This window comes from Croceicoccus marinus (assembly GCF_001661675.2).
Taxonomy (GTDB): Bacteria; Pseudomonadota; Alphaproteobacteria; order Sphingomonadales; family Sphingomonadaceae; genus Croceicoccus; species Croceicoccus marinus.
This window is the reverse complement of sequence record NZ_CP019602.1, coordinates 1137359-1154646: the sequence shown is the minus strand read 5'-3', so window position 1 is coordinate 1154646 and position 17288 is coordinate 1137359. Positions and strand designations below refer to the sequence as shown.

General features: G+C 65.0%; 19 protein-coding genes and 1 tRNA gene. 10 read left to right on the top strand and 10 right to left on the bottom strand.

The genetic code is table 11. The features are described 5' to 3' along the window. The first annotated feature begins 76 nt into the window (after window positions 1-76). From A9D14_RS05545 to A9D14_RS05535, 3 genes are all read left to right on the top strand, one after another. On the top strand, window positions 77-757 hold the full coding sequence (locus A9D14_RS05545; protein ID WP_066843757.1) for a SapC family protein: 681 nt from the start codon (window positions 77-79) through the stop codon (window positions 755-757). Then, window positions 757-1764: a cupin-like domain-containing protein gene (locus tag A9D14_RS05540; RefSeq protein WP_066843754.1), complete on the top strand. Its 1008-nt coding sequence runs from the start codon at window positions 757-759 to the stop codon at window positions 1762-1764. Before A9D14_RS05545 ends, A9D14_RS05540 begins: the two co-directional genes overlap by 1 nt. A gap of 220 nt (window positions 1765-1984) precedes the next feature. Further along, entirely contained in the window at window positions 1985-2899 is a 915-nt protein-coding gene (locus A9D14_RS05535; RefSeq protein WP_232468793.1) for an alpha/beta hydrolase, read from the top strand. 173 nt (window positions 2900-3072) lie between these two features. Here A9D14_RS05535 and A9D14_RS05530 read toward each other — a convergent pair. Both A9D14_RS05530 and A9D14_RS05525 read right to left on the bottom strand, forming a co-directional pair. After that, window positions 3073-3148 (bottom strand) — tRNA-Ala (locus A9D14_RS05530). Window positions 3149-3356: 208 nt separating this feature from the next. Beyond that, window positions 3357-3677, bottom strand: a complete 321-nt coding sequence (locus A9D14_RS05525) for a TIGR02300 family protein (protein ID WP_066843747.1) — start codon at window positions 3675-3677, stop codon at window positions 3357-3359. A 281-nt stretch (window positions 3678-3958) separates the two neighbouring features. Here A9D14_RS05525 and aroA point away from each other — a divergent pair, with 281 nt between their 5' ends. The 7 genes from aroA to A9D14_RS05490 all read left to right on the top strand — a co-directional run bounded on the left by aroA (window position 3959) and on the right by A9D14_RS05490 (window position 10456). Then, window positions 3959-5269, top strand: a complete 1311-nt coding sequence (aroA, locus tag A9D14_RS05520) for a 3-phosphoshikimate 1-carboxyvinyltransferase (protein WP_066843746.1) — start codon at window positions 3959-3961, stop codon at window positions 5267-5269. Beyond that, complete coding sequence (locus A9D14_RS05515) at window positions 5266-5520, top strand: CBU_0592 family membrane protein (RefSeq protein ID WP_066843745.1); 255 nt, start codon at window positions 5266-5268, stop codon at window positions 5518-5520. Before aroA ends, A9D14_RS05515 begins: the two co-directional genes overlap by 4 nt. Beyond that, window positions 5517-6158 (top strand): (d)CMP kinase, encoded by a 642-nt coding sequence (gene cmk / locus A9D14_RS05510; protein ID WP_066843742.1) that lies wholly within the window; start codon window positions 5517-5519, stop codon window positions 6156-6158. The genes A9D14_RS05515 and cmk overlap by 4 nt, the downstream gene beginning before the upstream one ends. 99 nt (window positions 6159-6257) lie before the next feature. Next, window positions 6258-6890 (top strand): YSC84-related protein, encoded by a 633-nt coding sequence (locus tag A9D14_RS05505; protein ID WP_066843739.1) that lies wholly within the window; start codon window positions 6258-6260, stop codon window positions 6888-6890. Between the two features lie 359 nt (window positions 6891-7249). Further along, window positions 7250-8959 carry a 30S ribosomal protein S1 gene (gene rpsA / locus A9D14_RS05500; RefSeq protein WP_066848388.1) on the top strand — a complete coding sequence of 570 codons (1710 nt, stop codon included), beginning with the start codon at window positions 7250-7252 and terminating at the stop codon, window positions 8957-8959. A gap of 231 nt (window positions 8960-9190) precedes the next feature. Beyond that, window positions 9191-9949: a hydroxyacylglutathione hydrolase gene (gene gloB / locus A9D14_RS05495; protein WP_066843736.1), complete on the top strand. Its 759-nt coding sequence runs from the start codon at window positions 9191-9193 to the stop codon at window positions 9947-9949. 12 nt (window positions 9950-9961) lie between these two features. Then, complete coding sequence (locus A9D14_RS05490; protein WP_066843733.1) at window positions 9962-10456, top strand: GrpB family protein; 495 nt, start codon at window positions 9962-9964, stop codon at window positions 10454-10456. Between the two features lie 66 nt (window positions 10457-10522). Here the strand turns inward: A9D14_RS05490 and A9D14_RS05485 are convergent, their stop codons facing one another. From A9D14_RS05485 to A9D14_RS05450, 8 genes are all read right to left on the bottom strand, one after another. Then, on the bottom strand, window positions 10523-11110 hold the full coding sequence (locus A9D14_RS05485) for a F0F1 ATP synthase subunit B family protein (protein WP_087910470.1): 588 nt from the start codon (window positions 11108-11110) through the stop codon (window positions 10523-10525). Next, the gene (locus A9D14_RS05480; protein ID WP_066843730.1) at window positions 11110-11598 is read right to left on the bottom strand and encodes a F0F1 ATP synthase subunit B family protein; all 489 of its coding nucleotides are present in this window, start codon (window positions 11596-11598) and stop codon (window positions 11110-11112) included. The genes A9D14_RS05485 and A9D14_RS05480 overlap by 1 nt, the downstream gene beginning before the upstream one ends. Window positions 11599-11675: 77 nt before the next feature. Continuing rightward, window positions 11676-11903, bottom strand: coding sequence for a F0F1 ATP synthase subunit C (locus A9D14_RS05475; RefSeq protein WP_066770184.1), 228 nt, complete (start codon window positions 11901-11903; stop codon window positions 11676-11678). Between the two features lie 42 nt (window positions 11904-11945). Beyond that, on the bottom strand, window positions 11946-12704 hold the full coding sequence (locus A9D14_RS05470; protein ID WP_415877353.1) for a F0F1 ATP synthase subunit A: 759 nt from the start codon (window positions 12702-12704) through the stop codon (window positions 11946-11948). Between the two features lie 130 nt (window positions 12705-12834). Continuing rightward, window positions 12835-13152, bottom strand: a complete 318-nt coding sequence (locus A9D14_RS05465; protein ID WP_066843724.1) for an AtpZ/AtpI family protein — start codon at window positions 13150-13152, stop codon at window positions 12835-12837. A gap of 146 nt (window positions 13153-13298) precedes the next feature. Next, a complete protein-coding gene (locus A9D14_RS05460; RefSeq protein WP_066843721.1) occupies window positions 13299-13709 on the bottom strand; it encodes a YdbL family probable chaperone protein in 411 nt (136 codons plus the stop codon). Continuing rightward, entirely contained in the window at window positions 13709-13981 is a 273-nt protein-coding gene (locus A9D14_RS19990) for a YnbE family lipoprotein (protein WP_232468791.1), read from the bottom strand. The genes A9D14_RS05460 and A9D14_RS19990 overlap by 1 nt, the downstream gene beginning before the upstream one ends. After that, window positions 13978-17253 (bottom strand): intermembrane phospholipid transport YdbH family protein, encoded by a 3276-nt coding sequence (locus A9D14_RS05450; protein ID WP_083987670.1) that lies wholly within the window; start codon window positions 17251-17253, stop codon window positions 13978-13980. Before A9D14_RS05450 ends, A9D14_RS19990 begins: the two co-directional genes overlap by 4 nt. Window positions 17254-17288: the final 35 nt, after the last annotated feature.

The following is a 17288-nucleotide window of genomic DNA, read 5'->3' as shown; positions in this document are numbered from 1 at the left end:
GAGTGATTTTTGCGGGTAGGCTGACACCGTCGCCGCGGGTAGACCGGCGCGCGCACAGATTGCAGGAGTTGAAGGCGTGCCCGAACTAGAACTGCTCGATTACCAGTCCCATTCCAGCCTCAGGCTCGACCTCGCCAATGCGGGGCAGCGGCATTTCGTGCAGGTCGTTAGCGAGGAGATTCCGCTGGCGGCAACCGAATACCCGATCCTTTTCACCAAGAATCCCGATACCGGCGCCTTTTATGCTGGTGCGGTCATGGGGCTGGAGGCAGGGACGAACCTGTTCGCCGCGGATGGCATGCTGCCGGGATACCGCCCCGCCGACCTGGTGCGGCAGGGCTTCTTTTTGCACGAGGGGAGGATCGCGGTCGCGCCGGGCGATCCGGTCTTCGTTCCGCATGGCAAGCCCGTCTTCGACGAACAGGGTTCCGCCACCCCCGCCCTGCAGCAGGTCCAGCACGCGATGCAGGTCCTCGGCCGCGGCCTGCCCGAGACCGAGAGCATGATCGCCCGCTTCGTCGAACACCGGCTGATCGAGCCGATCGACATCACGCTGGATTTCGACGACGGCTCGCGCCTGCAGCTCGACGGGCTGTATTCGACCAGCCTCGATTCGCTTCACGCGCTACCCGACGAGGCGGCGCTCGACCTGTTCCGCCGCGGCGATCTTCAGATCGCCTACATCCAGGCCGCGTCGATCCATCACATCAGGCACATGGCCAGACTACGTAACGAGCGGCTTTTCGCCGACGCCTGATGTCGCAGCCCGTTCCGCTCGCCAGCCCGCAGGATTTCGCCACCGAGCACGCGTTTCGCGAGCATGTGATGCAGCCATGCCGGCCGGTCGTCATGAAGGCCGCCGCCCGCGACTGGCCCCTGCTGAAGCAGGAAGAAGCGTCGATCTTCGACCATCTGCGGCAATTCGACGTGGGGCGCGAGGCGGAGATTTTCATCGGATCACCGGAAACCGACCGGCGCTATTACTATGCCGACAACCTGTCCGGCTTCAACTTCCAGCGCGAAAGCGTCGGCTTTGCGGAAGGGCTCGACAGGATCCTGCAAGGCGCCGACGGTAACGATACCGCTACGCTGTACATGGGATCGCTACCATCGGAGCGCTATCTTCCCGGTATCGAGGGGCTGACCAGGCTGGCGTTCCTGCCGCAATCGATCCTTCCACGCTTCTGGATCGGACATCCCTCGAGCGTCGCCTGTCACTATGATACGCAGGACAATGTCGCCTGCGCCGCGATGGGCCGGCGCCGCTTCACCCTGTTCCCGCCCGAGGCTATCGGCGATCTTTACGTCGGTCCGATCGACTTCACTATGGCCGGGCAGCCGGTCGGGCTGGCAGTCGACAGTAAGGCGGGCGATCCGCGTTATCCGCGCTTCGACGCCATCCGCGACACCGCCCTTGTCGCCGAGTTGGAGCCGGGCGATGCGATCTACATACCCAAGCTCTGGTGGCACAAGGTCGAGGCGCTGGATCCCGTCAACGTGCTGGTCAATTTCTGGTGGGACGGCTTCGCGTCCGGCCCCGACCAGCCCTTCGCGGCCATGATGCTGGCACTGATCGCCATAGCGGAACGGCCGCCTGCCGAGCGCGAGGCATGGCGGGCCTGGTTCGATCACTACGTGTTTCGGCCAGATGGTCATCCGCTGGACCATTTGCCGCCCGAATTGCACGGGATCCTCGGACCGCTGCAGGATGGCAACTACCAGCGGATTCGCATGGCCGCCATGCGCATGCTGCGCGGAAGCTGAGCCCCCGCCGAACCGCAGTTACACCGACAATTGAGCGCATTGCAGCACCGCTTTCGCGCGGAAACTGGCGGCTTTGCGCAGATGAAAGCGTTTGCGAAAACGCGAATGACCTTGCTGCAATTTCAATTGTCGGATTATTCATTCCGGCGAATTCGGTGTTTCATCGATTCCGCGATGCGCGTTTCCAGCATCCGATAATCACATGGTGGAGGATATGATCATGAAATTTGGACCCCTCGTCGCAGGTCTGATGCTGAGTTTTACGTCCGTCCAGGCCTATGCGCAGGACGATCAGATGGTCTCGATCGAGGTCCCTGCCCAGCCCGATGCGATCGACCTCGACACCGGGACGCTGCCTGGGGCGACCGCTCCGGAATCGTGGCACCAGCAATATGGCAGCCGTTTCGCGCGCAATGTGACCGATGCGACGCTGACGCCCTTCCTTCCCGATCCGGCCAAGGCGACGGGCGCAGCGGTGGTGGTGGCCCCCGGCGGCGGGTTCCGCACGCTGTCGATGGAGAACGAAGGCTGGGACGTCGCGCGCGCGCTTGCCGACAGGGGTATCGCCGCCTTCGTGCTGAAATACCGGCTGAACCAGACCCCTGCAGATCTGCAGGCGTTCCAGCAGGCCGACCGCATGCCGCGTGACAGTGCCGCACGCCCGCCCCGCCCCGCGCCCGAGGAAATGGCCAAGGCGATCGCGCCCCAGCTGACCGATGCGGAGGCTGCCTTTGCGCTGATCCGCGCGAATGCGGATGAGTGGAACGTCGATCCGGACCGGATCGGGATGGTCGGCTTTTCTGCAGGTGCTGCGCTGACGATGGCGACCGGTCTCTACGGCCCCGATGCCGACCCCGCCTTCCTTGCGGATATCTACGGCCCGCTGAACGCCATGCCGGTTCCCGAGGATGCACCGCCGCTGTTCGTGGCGCTGGCGGCGGACGATCCGTTGTTCCAGACCACCGACTTCGGCCTGATCGAAAGCTGGCGCACGGCCGGCCGGCCTGTCGAGTTTCATTATTATGAACAGGGCGGCCACGGCTTCGGCATGTACCCCAAGACCACGACAAGCACCGGCTGGTTCGATGCCTTCGCCTCGTGGCTGACGATGCATGGCTTCATGGAGGCGAAATGATCGCGTGAAGTTCCGGGCGGGCTTCGGCTCGCCCGGTCTTCCGGCAATACGGCGAAGGCCGGACCGGGGCGGCGGTTAGTGAGAATAGCCGTGCGGCCGGACCCGCGCGCAACGCGTCTGACGTTCGCGCGGCGACTGTGCGTTCGTTGTTCTGAACCTGCCCGGTGAAACGATGGTGGAGCCGAGGGGGATCGAACCCCTGACCTCTACAATGCCATTGTAGCGCTCTCCCAGCTGAGCTACGGCCCCAATCTTCATCGCATCCCTAAGGACTTTCCAGCCCCTCGCAGCTGGCGGGGCACCCTGGGAGGGGCCCTGCTCTCCGCCCGTTTCACCCCGGTTCGTTACGGGGCATCCAGTGCGGAGAGCGGCTCTCTAGGCAGTGATTCCGCCGGTTGCAAGAGCAAAATTCAACCGGCGAAAAAAGACCCTGACGCGGCCCGATCCCTGCGAAGGATCAGGTATCTTCCTCGTCGTCGTCGCTGGCCTTGGCGACGCCAAGATCGTCGTCGCCGCCCAGGTCGACATCGTTGTCCGGCGAATCGTCGTCGTCGTCGACGTCGATGTCCAGATCGTCGTCACCCAGATCCTCGTCGTTCTCCTGCTTCTGAGTCTTCTCTTCCTCATAGGGAATAGGCTGCTTGGACTTGAGCACGGGCTCGGGCGTCCATTCATTACCGCATTCGATGCAGGTAACCGGATCGTCCTTGCCGAGATCGTAAAAGCGGGTGCCGCACTTCGGGCAGGTGTGCTTGGCACCCCATTCGGGCTTGACCATGAAAACCTCGTGATTTCGCGCCGGGTCGGCGCATTCTCGCTTCGTGAAATTCGGGCGCCGACTGCAAGAATCGGGGATCGCTCCCCTTCCCGCCTCCGGCACGAGCCGCGCGCCTTGCCATAGGGCTTGCGCGCTGTCAAAAGCCTGCGCCGATCCAGCCCATCATTTCCGATTTGCACGCGGACCCCGCCGATCCGGCCGGAACCCGCGGCACCGGAACACTGAGACAAAGGTCATTAACGTTGAGCCAGCACGCGTCCAGCCCTTCCCCGCACCGCTTCATGCCCGGCTCGGCGCTGACGGGCCGCATCCGGGTGCCGGGCGACAAGTCGATCAGCCACCGATCCCTGATGTTCGGCGCGCTGGCCGTGGGCCGCACGACCGCGCGCGGACTGCTCGAGGGCGAGGACGTCATGGCCACGGCGGCGGCCCTGCGCGCGATGGGCGCCACGATTGAGCGCGAGGGCGACGGCACCTGGAACATCGACGGCGTGGGCGTGGGCGCCCTGCTTCAGCCGGAAACCGCGCTGGACATGGGCAATTCGGGCACCTCGACGCGGCTGCTGATGGGGCTGGTCGCCAGCCATCCGCTTACTGCGACCTTCACCGGCGATGCCAGCCTGTCGAAGCGCCCGATGGGCCGGGTGATCGACCCGCTGTCGCAGATGGGGGCGCAGTTCACCCCCAGCCCCGGCGGCCGGCTGCCGCTGACCATGCGCGGGGCCTCGCCCGCGGTGCCGATCGAATATCGCCTGCCGGTCGCTTCGGCCCAGGTGAAAAGCGCGGTTCTGCTCGCGGGCCTCAACACCCCCGGCATCACCCGCGTGATCGAACCGGTGCCGACCCGCGACCATACCGAACGCATGCTGCAGGGCTTCGGCGCGCAGCTGACGGTCGAGGAAACCGGCGGCGAGCGCATCATCGAGATCGCCGGCCAGGCCGAATTGCGCGCGCAGGACATTACCGTACCCGGCGATCCGTCCAGCGCGGCCTTCTTTGCCGTGGCCGCGCTGCTGGTGCCAGGATCGGACCTGGTGATCGAGAATGTCGGCCTGAACCCGACGCGCGCCGCGCTGTTCACCGTGCTGCGCCAAATGGGCGGGCAGATCGACGAAATCGACCTCCGCGATGTCGGCGGCGAGCCGGTGGCGGACCTGCGGGTGCGCCAATCGCGGCTGCACGGCATCAAGGTCGACCCCGCCCTTGGCCCTGCCATGATCGACGAGTTCCCGGTGCTGTTCGTCGCCGCCTCGCTGGCCGAAGGGCGCACGATCACCACCGGGCTGGACGAGCTGCGGGTCAAGGAATCCGACCGGCTGGCCGCCATGGCCGCCGCGCTGGGCGCTGCCGGGGCCAAGGTGGAAGAGCGCGAGGACGGGCTGGTCGTCACCGGCACCGGCGGAGATCCGCTGGCCGGAACCGCGGACGAACCCGTCGTCACCCACCTCGACCACCGCATTGCCATGAGCATGGCCGTGGCGGGGCTTGCCAGCCGGAACGGCGTGGAAGTCGACGATACCGCCCCCATCGCGACCAGCTTTCCCAATTTCACGGCTCTGCTGCAACATGCGCGGGAAGCCGCTCCCGCATGACGGCTCTCGACTGGCCGACGATGGTCGGTTTCGCCGGAATGGGGTGCATCGTCTGGGCCTATTGGTACATTACCGGGCACGAAAGACCGAACCCCTTCGTCCAGCATGGCGTCAACCTGGCCGGGGCCGCGCTGCTGACGATATCGCTGCTGTATCACCTCAATCTCGCTTCCCTCGTGCTCGAGGGGTTCTGGGCTTCCATCGCAATCTGGGGATTGTGGAAGGCCTTCAGGAAAAGGAAGCTCGCATGATCATCGCCGTCGACGGTCCCACCGCCAGCGGAAAGGGAACGATTGCCAGGGGCCTGGGCAAGCATTTCGGCTTGCCGGTGCTCGATACCGGGCTGCTCTATCGCGCGGTCGGCTTGCAGGCGCGCAAGATGGGGTTGGACCCCGATGATCCGATGGACGCGGCGCGGGCGACCGAGTTCCCCGACATGCTGCTGAAGGAGCCGGAGCTGCGGACGGTCGCATGCGGCGCGCTGGCATCGCGCGTATCGGTGCATAAGCGCGTGCGCGCCGCCCTGCTTGAAAGGCAGCGCAAGTTCGCCGCGCAGCCGGGCGGCGCGATCCTGGACGGACGCGACATCGGCACCGTCATCGCGCCCGATGCCGAGGTTAAGCTGTTCGTCACCGCCAGCCTCGAAGCGCGCGCCAGGCGGCGCCATGCCGAAAGCCATTCGCGCGGCGAAAAGCTGACGTTGGACCAGGTGATGGACGATCTCGCCAAGCGCGACGAACGCGACCGCAATCGCGCCGAGGCTCCGCTGCTGCAGGCCGAGGACGCGCTGCTCCTCGACAACAGCGACATGACCCCGGCCGAGGCGCTGCAGGCCGCGATCGACGCGGTGGAGCAGGCGATGGCCGGCAAGGGATTGAAGGCGGGCTGACCGCTTTCCCGCTGCAAGTTCGGCCGGAACAATGGGCATGGCCTTTCGTTCAGCTAGCCAGAACTCCACAGGGTTCACGTAGTAAAAGGAACCGTCTCCATGAAGCGTATCCGCACTCCTCTCGCACTGGGCGCATTGGCGCTCGCGCTCTCCGCTTGCGGCCAGGAACCGGCTGCCGAGGCCGATGTCGAAGCGACCACCACCGCCGACGACATGCAGAACCCGGTCGCAGCCGACCTCGACGCCAAGGTCATGGCTGCGCTCGCGCAGTGCCAGACCGTCGAACCGAGCTGCGGGATGGGCACGCCGGCAGGCTATCTGGTCTTCCCCGACGTGACCGAGATTGCGCTGGGCGTCGGAGGAGCCGGCGGTGACGGCGCGCTGGTCCAGAATGGTGAAATCGTAAGTTACTGGCGCATGGGCGAAGGCAGCATCGGCCTTCAGGCCGGCGTGCAGGCCGCGTCCTATGTCTTCAAGGTCAGCGACCCCGCGACACTGCAGGAATATACCGATAGCGGCGAATGGAGCATCGGCGCCGACGCCGGCATCACCGTCGCGGACGCTTCGGCCAACGCGCAGGCCGACAGCGAGGAATCGACCGCCTATGTCTTCAATGCCGAGGGCCTGATGGCCGACGCATCGATCGACGCGATGAAGATCTGGCGCACCGACGAGCTTTCGACGGGCGGTAACGCCAGCACCGACATGACCACCACCGATACCACCGACTGATTCCTTTCGGTAACGCTGTAACGCGCACCGGCCGGCACCCCTCAGGGGTGACCGGCCGGTGTCGTCCGGGCGGCCTGTCCGGGGCATGCCGGCGATGCTTTCGCCTTGCTTTTCTCTGCGATCCGGCCTAATCGCGCGCCCGTCCGACGGGTTTTGCCGCCCGGTCGGTGGCAGACGCGGCCTTCGCCGTTTCCACCATCCTCCATTCGGTTTTGCCCATCGGATATTCGCAGGCGCATCCGGCCCTGCGGATGGTTCGGCCCCTTTTGACCCGTCGATGCAATGGTGCGGATGGCGGAGTAAAGACCGGCGGAAAAACCGCCTGGCCGGAAAACGAAACGAACGGGAATACAATCCTAATGGCAACTTCGCCTAACCCCACTCGCGACGATTTCGCGAAAATGCTCGACGACATGCTCGGCTCGGAAGCCGAGGGCGGCTTCGAAGGCCGCGTCGTCAAGGGCACCGTCACCGCCATCGAGAATGACAAGGCCGTCATCGACGTCGGCCTCAAGAGCGAAGGCCGCGTGCGCCTTTCCGAGTTCGCCCGCAATTCGGACGAGCACGGGCTGAAGGTCGGTGACGAGGTCGAGGTTTTCGTCGACCGCGTAGAGAATGCCGACGGCGAAGCAATGCTGTCACGCGACCGCGCCCGCCGCGAAGCCGCCTGGGACCGCCTTGAGAGCGAGTTCGGCGAAGGCAAGCGCGTCGAGGGCCAGATCTTCGGCCGCGTCAAGGGCGGCTTCACCGTCGACCTCGACGGCGCCGTGGCCTTCCTGCCCGGATCGCAGGTCGATATCCGCCCCGTGCGTGACATCACCCCGCTGATGGGCATCCCGCAGCCGTTCCAGATCCTGAAGATGGATCGCCGCCGCGGCAATATCGTCGTGTCGCGTCGTGCCGTTCTGGAAGAAACCCGCGCCGAACAGCGCCAGGAACTGATCGGCGAACTGAGCGAAGGCCAGGTCATCGACGGCGTGGTCAAGAACATCACCGATTACGGTGCGTTCGTGGATCTGGGCGGCATCGACGGCCTGCTGCATGTCACCGACATGAGCTACAAGCGCGTCAACCACCCCAGCGAAGTGGTCGAGATCGGCCAGACCGTAACGGTGCAGATCGTCCGCATCAACCAGGATACGCAGCGCATCAGCCTTGGCATGAAGCAGCTGGAAAGCGATCCTTGGGATGGCGTGGCGGTTAAGTATCCGGTCGGCGCGAAGCTGACGGGTACCGTCACCAACATCACCGAATACGGCGCCTTCGTCGAGCTGGAGGCGGGCATCGAAGGCCTGGTCCACGTTTCGGAGATGAGCTGGACAAAGAAGAACGTCCACCCCGGCAAGATCGTCTCGACCTCGCAGGAAGTCGAAGTCATGGTGCTGGAAGTCGACGCCGAGAAGCGCCGCATTTCGCTTGGCCTCAAGCAGGCTCAGTCGAACCCGTGGGACGATTTCGCCGACAAGTTCCCGGTCGGCTCGACCGTCACCGGCGAAGTCAAGAACGCGACCGAGTTCGGTCTGTTCATCGGCCTTCCGGGCGACGTCGACGGCATGGTTCACATGTCGGACATCGCATGGGGCATCTCGGGCGAGGACGCCCTGGCCCTGCACCGCAAGGGCGAGGAAGTCGAAGCCGTCGTCCTGGACGTCGACATCGAGAAGGAGCGCATCTCGCTCGGCATGAAGCAGCTTGAAAAGGGTGCTCCGGCCGTTGGCGGTACCGCCACCGGCGGTGCTGGCCTGCGCCGCGGCGAAGTCGTCACCGTCACCGTTCTCGAGGTCCGCGATGGCGGCCTGGAAGTCCAGGTTGGCGAAGACGGCGCGACCGGCTTCATCAAGCGTTCGGACCTTGGCCGCGACCGTGACGAACAGCGTCCCGACCGCTTCCAGACCGGCCAGAAGATCGACGCGATGGTCACCGGTTTCGACCGCACCAAGAAGCCGAACTTCTCGATCAAGGCGCGCCAGATCGCCGAAGAGAAGCAGGCTGTCGAGCAGTACGGTTCGTCCGATTCGGGTGCGTCGCTGGGCGACATCCTCGGCGAAGCGCTGAAGCAGAAGAACTGAGCACAGCGAGGAAGGGGCGGAGCGCGTCAGCGATCCACCCCTTCCGCAGCGGTGGCGAGGCCGGTGCGCAAGTCGGCCGGCGGTGACCTCGTTCACCGTTCGACGTCACGGAATTTACTCCCAAGACGGCCAAGCCAGCCATCAAACACTCGAAAGGCCCGCCCGGACATCCGCGGCGGGACTTTTGCTTTGGTTAATGTGCGCCTACATCTGCAAGCGAAGGAGCGCGCCATGATCGAAGTCCACCAGTTTCCCTGCCTCTCCGACAATTACGGCTATCTGCTGCACGAACCGGTCAGCGGCGAAACCGCCTGCATCGATACTCCCGACGCGGACGCCTATCTGCGCGAAGCGGAGCGGAAAGGGTGGCGGATCACCCAGATCTGGAACACGCACTGGCACCCCGATCACGCCGGCGGGAACGAGGCGATCAAGGCGGCCACCGGATGCACCATCGTCGCTCCCGCCGCAGAAGCGTCCAGGATCGCGGCAATCGACCGTAACGTGTCGGGGGGCGATAGCGTTTCTCTGGGCAGGCTAGCCGCCGATGTCATCGACGTGGGCGGCCATACCAAGGGACACATCGCCTATCACCTTCCGGACGCAGGCGTCGCTTTTGTCGGCGACAGCGTCTTCGCGCTGGGCTGCGGCCGCATGTTCGAAGGCACCGCAGAGCAGTTCTGGGCCAGCCTGGAGCGGATCAAGGCGCTGCCCGCTGAGACACTTCTCTATTGCGCGCATGAATACACCGCCGCGAACGCGCGTTTTGCGCTGCATGCCGATCCCGACAACCGGGCACTGGCTCAATATGCCGACGAGGTGAACGAGCGCCGCTCGGAAGGCCTGCCCACGGTACCGACGCGGCTGGGGCTGGAACTGGCAACCAATCCGTTCCTGCGCGCGGACGATCCGGATATGCAGTCGCGCTGGGGCGGCGGGGGTCCGGTGGCGACCTTTGCCGCGTTGCGTGCGGCCAAGGACAACTTCTGAGGCATATCGTCGATGGACGCGAATGACGTCATCTTTCGCCTGGCGCCGGACCATCATCGTGCGCGCGCAGATGCGGAACAACTCTATCGCAGCGTGTCGCAGCGCCTTATCCGCGTGCTTCCGACGGGAAGCGAGATCATGCATGTCGGCGCGACCGCCATCGCCGATTGCCTTACGAAGGGCGACCTCGCCGTGATGGTCCGCGTCGATGCGGAGGAATTCAGCGAGGCCGAGCTGGCGCTTGCCAGCCTCTTCGCACGCGGCCTGTCGGACCGGACCGAGGATTTCGCCAGCTTCGAAGACAAGAACGCGGTTCCGCCGCTTGGCATACTGCTCGTTGCGAAAGGCGGCACATTGGACGTGTTCGAGAAGTTCCGCGACCGCCTGAGCTCTAGCCCTGCCCTTCTGCGCGAATATAACGCGCTGAAGCGCGAGCACGACGGCGCGGAGATGGAGAGCTATCGAAGCGCGAAGGACCGCTTCATCGTGCGCACGCTGCGCTATTGATCGCGGCCTTCATAAACAAAAGCCCCCGCGCGCGGCGGGGGCTTTCGTAGATCACTCATGCAGAGATCAGATCGAACCGATCGCCTGGTCGACCATGGTCCTGTCGGCATCCGCGCCATAGTTCCTGGCGATCAGATCGGCGGAGGCGGCAGCCGACGCCTGTGCCGCGCGGACACGCAATTCGTCCATCACGCCGCGTTCGGCAGCCGCGATCTTTTCCTCGGCCATCTTCTCGCGGCGGGCGACCATGGCGGTCGCATCGGTTTCGGCCTTGGCGACGATGACGCCAGCCTCGGTCCGGGCGTGATCGAGCATCGCAGCCGCGTCCTTCTCGGCATTGGCGATCTTGTCGGCATATTCCTGCCGCAGCGCCTCGGCATCGGCGCGAAGCCTTTTCGCTTCCTCGAGCTGGTTCTTGATCTCGGCAATGCGTGCGTCCAGCCCGCCCGCGATCTTCTTGTGCGCCTTGGCATAGAAGAACGCGATGGCAAGCAGCACGATCATGGCCGAGCTGACGACCGCCGCCGGCGGGGCAATGCCCAGCAGCGCGGGTTCGACGTGATGTTCCTCGGTCATGCCCTCAGCCGAGGCGGCATGATCCAGTTGTTCCTCGACAGCCTGCGAAGCGGGCGGGAGAGCGGTCTCGGCTGCCATCAGGCAAGCTCCTTCCTGACCGCGCTGCGCGCGGTGGTGTCGTCAACCGTCAGGCCAGCGACCCGGGCAACGATCGACTGGGTCGCCTCGGCAGCGATGCCCTCGATCTCGGCCGCAGCCTTTTCGCGGGCCTCGGCAATGCGCGCCTCGGCAGCTTCCAGCGTGGCGTCGATGCCGGTCTGGGCCCTGCCGAGCCGTGCTTCGGTCTCTGCTGCTGCCTTGGCTTTGGCCTCGGCAATCAGCTCCTGCGCCCTTGCACGGTTCTCATTCTCGCGCTCGCGCCAGGCTTCTTCCTGCTCGTCGGCGGCCCGGCGGGCTGCCTCGGCAGAGGAAAGATCGTCGGCGATCTGCTTGTCGCGCATCGCCACGGTGTCCATCACCTTGGGCACCATGCCGCGGCCGATGACGAAATAGGTCAGGCCGAAGAAGATCAGCAACCAGAAGACCTGGCTCGCATAGGTTGCGGCTAGCTGGGATATCTGTGGCATGGCGGGGCCCTAAAGACGGATCAGATTCTGTTCGCCCGGCCGCGTCGTGCGGCCGGGCGATATTCCGGTTCGTTCGATCAGGCGACGAAGATCAGGATCATCGCGACGACGAACGAGAGCAGGCCCAGAAGCTCGGCACCGGCGAAGCCGATGAAGAGGCGGCCCTGCTGGCCGTCGGCAGCACCCGGATTGCGCAGCGCGCCCTCGAGGAACTTGGCGAAAACGTTACCCACGCCGATCGAGGCGAGGCCCGCACCCAGAGCGGCGAGACCGGCACCGAGCAGCTTTGCGGCTTCTGCGTCCATTTCAAAAACTCCTTTGGAAAACTTGATTAGATGATTGAAGGATCAGTGAAGATTTTCGGCGTCGTTCAGATAGACGCTGGTCAGCAGGGCGAACACATAGGCCTGGATCCCGGCAACCAGGATTTCCAGCGCGCAGATGCCCACCATGAGAATGAAGCTCGGGATACCGGCTAGCGCGAAGATGCCCGCGCTGTAGTTGCCCGAACCGATCACGAAGCTGGAAAGCACTTCCAGCAGCACGTGCCCCGCCATCATGGCCACGAACAGTCGCAGGCCAAGGCTGAAGGGGCGCACCATGAAGCTGATCAGTTCGACCACGAAGATCACGGGGATCATGGGAACCGGCGTGCCATGCGGCACGAACAGCGAGAAGAAGTGCAGACCGTGCTTGGCGAAACCGACAATCAGCACGATCCCGAAGGAGATGATCGCCAGCACGCCGGTGACGGTGAAATGGCTGGTGAACGTAAAGGGATGCAGCCCGATCACGCCAAGCGGCAGCAGGCCCAGGATATTGGCGAACAGGATGAACATGAACAGCGAGAAGATATAGGGCACGTATTTACGCCCGGCCGTTCCGATGTTCGCTTCCAGCATGTCGTCGATGAAGCCGGTGAAGCTTTCGACCATCATCTGCCAGCGGCCCGGCACCAGTTCGCGCTTCATGCCGCCCGCGACGAACGCCCACAGCACGACGACAGAGATCGCCATCCACAGCGCGCTGTTCGTGAAAGCAATGTTGTAGCCGCCGATCGCCCACGCATCCGAACCGAACATCGGCTCGATCGTGAACTGGTGCATCGGATCGACCTTGGCTTCGCTTGCCACTTGCTGATAATCCCTATTGCCCCAAGGAAACGAAACCGTTCCCCGGTCTCGAAGACCCTTGGCCCTTTTGCAGAAAGACGCCCTTTCGTGAACCCCGCAAGGTTCAGTCTGGGCGCCGGTTCGCGAGCCGGATAATGTTCCTGAAGGCGACGACAATCCCGAGTGCGAGCATCACCAACAGACCCCAGGGCGACGTATCCGCGAATCGGTCGATAACCAGACCGATCAGCGCGCCGCCGACAAGGCCCCCCAGCAGATCCGCCAGCACGCGGGAACCCATACGATAATTCTCGTCGGTTCCCTGCACCTGCGGCTTGTTACGCGCCGTTTCCCGCTCTCGCGCGGCTTTCAGCCGTTCGTCGAGCGAGTCGATGCGCCTGTCTTCGCCAAGTGGCTCTCGTCCGGGCTGCTCGTCGCTCATGTCAGGCTCCCTTGAAGACCCCGTCACGCGCGGCATAGCTGCCCGTCTAAGGCGCGGCCCCTTTAGGAAAGGGGTCTGGTCAAGTCAACACAGCCAGAGGGGGCAATCGTCTTATAGTTGTCGCAAGCCTCGCCGGGGAAACGCGCTCAGCCGACCGAAGGACACCGAGGGTCCAGCCGGGCCGGGCCCGATCCGCGGGTCTGCCAGCTGCCGTCGGGCGCCTGGTACTTCTCGCCGGGCGAAGTGCGGGCGATCAGTATGCAGCCCTGCGCGAAGGCGAATTCCTCGATCGTCACGCCCTCGGCGCGCGCCTTGTCGGCATAGCTGGCCTTGCGGCGGATGTTGAGGTCGTCGACAAGCTTGCGCAGCGACGCATCGGGAGAGCCGACGATGCCCAGATAGCCGTCGATCTTCTCGCCGATGGCGCCATTGGCGCGCGCCGAGGCATAGGCGGGATCGCGCTGCACCGCCTGTGCGGGCGCGACCATGAGCGGAGCCATCAACGCCGCGGCGGCAATCGCCAGTCCGGCTGCGGTTGAAATCTTGAAACGGGCCATCAGAAAATCTCCGGATTATCCTCTATGTTCTGTTCGGCGGAATCGACCAGACGATAGAGCACTTCCTGCTTGATGTTGATATTGAGCTCGATGACGATCGCATCATTGGGTGCGTTTACGTTCACACAGGCCATCAGCGGTGACGTGCAAATCATCGCCAGTGCGATATGCCCCAAACCCCTCGATACGCTTCCATGCTCCTTCATGGCGTGACCAGTCGCAGCGCGGTCTGCGTGCGTCAATCCGGTCAACGCTGATTTGGCACGGTTCATGGCATGGTCTCGCTTTCGGCAGTGTGAATGGACGGTTCGGCTCGCGGCAAGCGATTGCGGGCGGCGGGTTCCGGATCGGTTGGAATTTCGGGCGCGTCTGGATCGGGCACCAGCTCGCCGTCCTCCTGCATCAGCAGGCCCAGCTCGCGCGGGTCGCGCACCGCGGAGGGGTCGTAGAGCGACTTCAGGCTGGAAAACAGCTGGTAGAAGGGCGCGCGGATATTGACGTTGAAGCGGACCGGCAGGCTGGCGAGCTTGCGCGTGATGATGTTCTTCGACGCCCCCTCGCCCTGGCTGACCCCGTCGATGCGCACGCGCGTCACGATCTCGCCCTCCAGCGCGCCGTCCATGCCCACGGTCATTTCGCGGTAATCCAGCGATTTCAGCGCATCGAAGGCGAAATTCGCGATCGCCGGCATATCCTCATAGCTAAGCGCCCCGACATAGGAGAGATTGCCGCCCGGTGGACGCGACTGCAGGAACCCGCCCTCGATCCTGCCGCCCGCGCTGTCGAAGATGACCGGCAGCGTGCCGTCGAACGTGCCGGTGGCGGACAGATTCGCCATGCCCAGCCGTTCCAGGAAGCGCGCAGCGTCCAGTCCGGTGATGACGAAGACATAGCTGCGCGTCTCCTCCACCCCCAGCGTCATGCGGACAGGGCGCATTTCCAGTGTACCGCCCATGAACGGCCACTGCCCCGACTGGAAGGCGAAGACCTTCCCAGGTTCCAGCGCAAAGCGGATGGTGCCGTTCTCGACCGGGATGCCGGGATTGACCTCCGCCACGCTGATCCGCTGGTCGGGCGCGGTGACCAGACCCAGCAGGTCGGTGAAGCGGATGGTGCCCTTCAGACCCTTCACCGGGCCAAAGGCCGCCGCGAAATCCAGCGATTCGGTAGTGAAGCTGCCAGTCGACGTCAGCGCCTGTCGGTTCCAGTCGATCCGGCCCCTGCCCGTGACCACGCCCTCGGCATTGGCGACGACGCCAAGCGCCAGCGGGGTGAGATCGGTCGGCTGCAGCCTCTTGTCCAGCGAGAGCGCGGGCACATCCAGATCGGCATGGCCCGTCCCGCTGCCAAGGTCATGCACGATGTCGACATCCACCACCTGCCGCCCGCTGGTTTCCTCATGCAAAAACGCGTCGGCGGCGATGCGGCCGTCGGCCAATGTCAGCGAGGCATCGCTGGCGACCATCGGATTGAACCGCGGCTGCGCAGCGCGGTCGGTAACGCGGATCGCCGCATCCGAAAGCGAAAGCACGCCATCGACGAACGACCAGTTTCCGGACGCGCGCGTGATGTCGAGCGGAACCGAAGCCAGCCTGACTTCAAGATCGTCGAATCCGCCGCGCAATTCGCCTCCCAGGACTGCGGTGAATTCCGAAAGGATGAAGTCGGTGGCCGAACTGCCTTCGCCCAGCCTGACGGTCAGATCACGCGCCGCCAACGCTCCGGGAACCGCGAAGCCGACCGGGCCGCCGCTGACCTCTACCGGCGTCCCGCCCAGCTCGCCCGAAAGCGACAGGTCGGGCACGCCGGCGGCAAAGCGCGTGCCCTGTGCACCGCTGCGGAAGATCGCGCCGTCGCTTGGCGGGCACAGCGTCAGCACCTGCTGCTGCATCGTCAGGCTGGCAAACTGCATGCTGCGGAACCGCGGCGCGATGCAGCGCATGCCAAGCGCCAGCCCGCTCCGCTCACTCCATCCGCCCGAAAGCGGCAGGTCCAGCCCCTGGACCGAACCGCCGGGGAACGCGCCACTCGCCAGCACCCGGCCCGAAAGCGATACCGCCCCCGCCGCGTTCTGCACGATCCGCAATTGGGGCACCGCCAGACGGGCGTCGCCCGCCGAGTAATCGGCCATGGTGAGGACCATCGAGCGCATGCCGTCATCGCGCTCCTCCATCCGGCCCGTGATTCGCGGCAGACCCACCCCGCCGGTCGAAAAATTGCCAGCCAGGTTGGGCGCGTGGCCCGCACCGGCGACATATTGCCCGCGCGAGACCGACAGGATGATCTGCCCGCTGGTCCCCCGCCAGCGCGCCTGCGGGACGATCATCGTCGTCTGCCCGCCTTCGTGCCTAGCCTGCAGTTCCGCCGAAAAGCTGCTGCCGCGCAATTCGCGCGCCAGGCCGCGGCGCAGCCTGCCTAGCAGCGGCGCGGCAAGCGTGCCGCTGGCGGCGGCCTGCCAGCTGGCGAGCTGGGAATTCAGCTGCGACCCCGGCATGACGCCTTCGCCGTCCAGCGCACCGTTGAACGCGACAAAGCTCAGATCGCGGCGCGCCCTTACCCTGCCGTTCAGCGCCAGCTCTCCGGCCTGGACGCTGCCGATCGAAGCGTCCGTGGCGGCAAGGTCGAAATTGGACACCAGCGTGCCGTCGTCGGCGTGACGCGTCAGGGCGATGTCTCCGGTCAGCGCGGCGGCTTCGAAAGGCAGGGCTTGCGGCTGCGTGGCAGTCAGCCGGCCGCGCAATTCGAACCCGGCGAAATCCGCCGTCTGGGCACGCAGTTGCAGGGCGCTGGAGCCAAGCGAACCCGCCGCGCCGCAATCGAGCGCGGACAGGCGCAGCGGTCCCTCGAAAATCAGCCGCTCGCCGCGGGTCTGCACCGTGCCGTACAGGCTGCCGCCCTCGCCTTGGCAGTCGGCCAGCGAAAGGCCGGGCATGACCGCTCCGACGACCCCCTCGAAGCCATCGGCCAGATTGCCGCTGCCATGCAGCTTCACCCCGGCATCGCCCCATGGGCTGCGGATCGATGCACGGCCATCCACTAGAACCAGATCGAGATCGGGCAACGCGAATGGCTCGTCACTGCCGCCTTCGTAAAGCAGCGGATCCAGCGCGCCGAAACTGATCTTCTCGCCGTCCCAGCGCCCGTTCATCCTGGCATTCTCGAGCCGCACCGTTCCGATCGCGGGCGAGCCGAAGCGATAGTCGACCGAAAGGATCGCGCGCTCGATCGTCATGTCGGGGTCGGCGGGATCGCCGATCACGATATTCTCGACCACCTGCTGCTGCGGGCCGATCGAGACCACGTCGTAGCGGGCCGGGATGTCGTATTCGTCCAGCGTGGAATCGATCAAATCCCCGGCCAGCCTTTCGCGCGTCACGTAAAGGCCGGCAAAGATGCCCAGCGAGATAGCGAAGAACACCAGCGCCACATCGGCTGCCAGGCGCCGCTTGCAGATGCGGCTGGCGCGCGATGGGCGAGCGGGCTCCGCGACCGGATCCTCGATCGGCCCCTCGCCAGCCAGCTCGATATCGTCGTTTTCGCTCATGCCGTCTGCGCAACCCGGTGTCGGCGCCGTTGCAG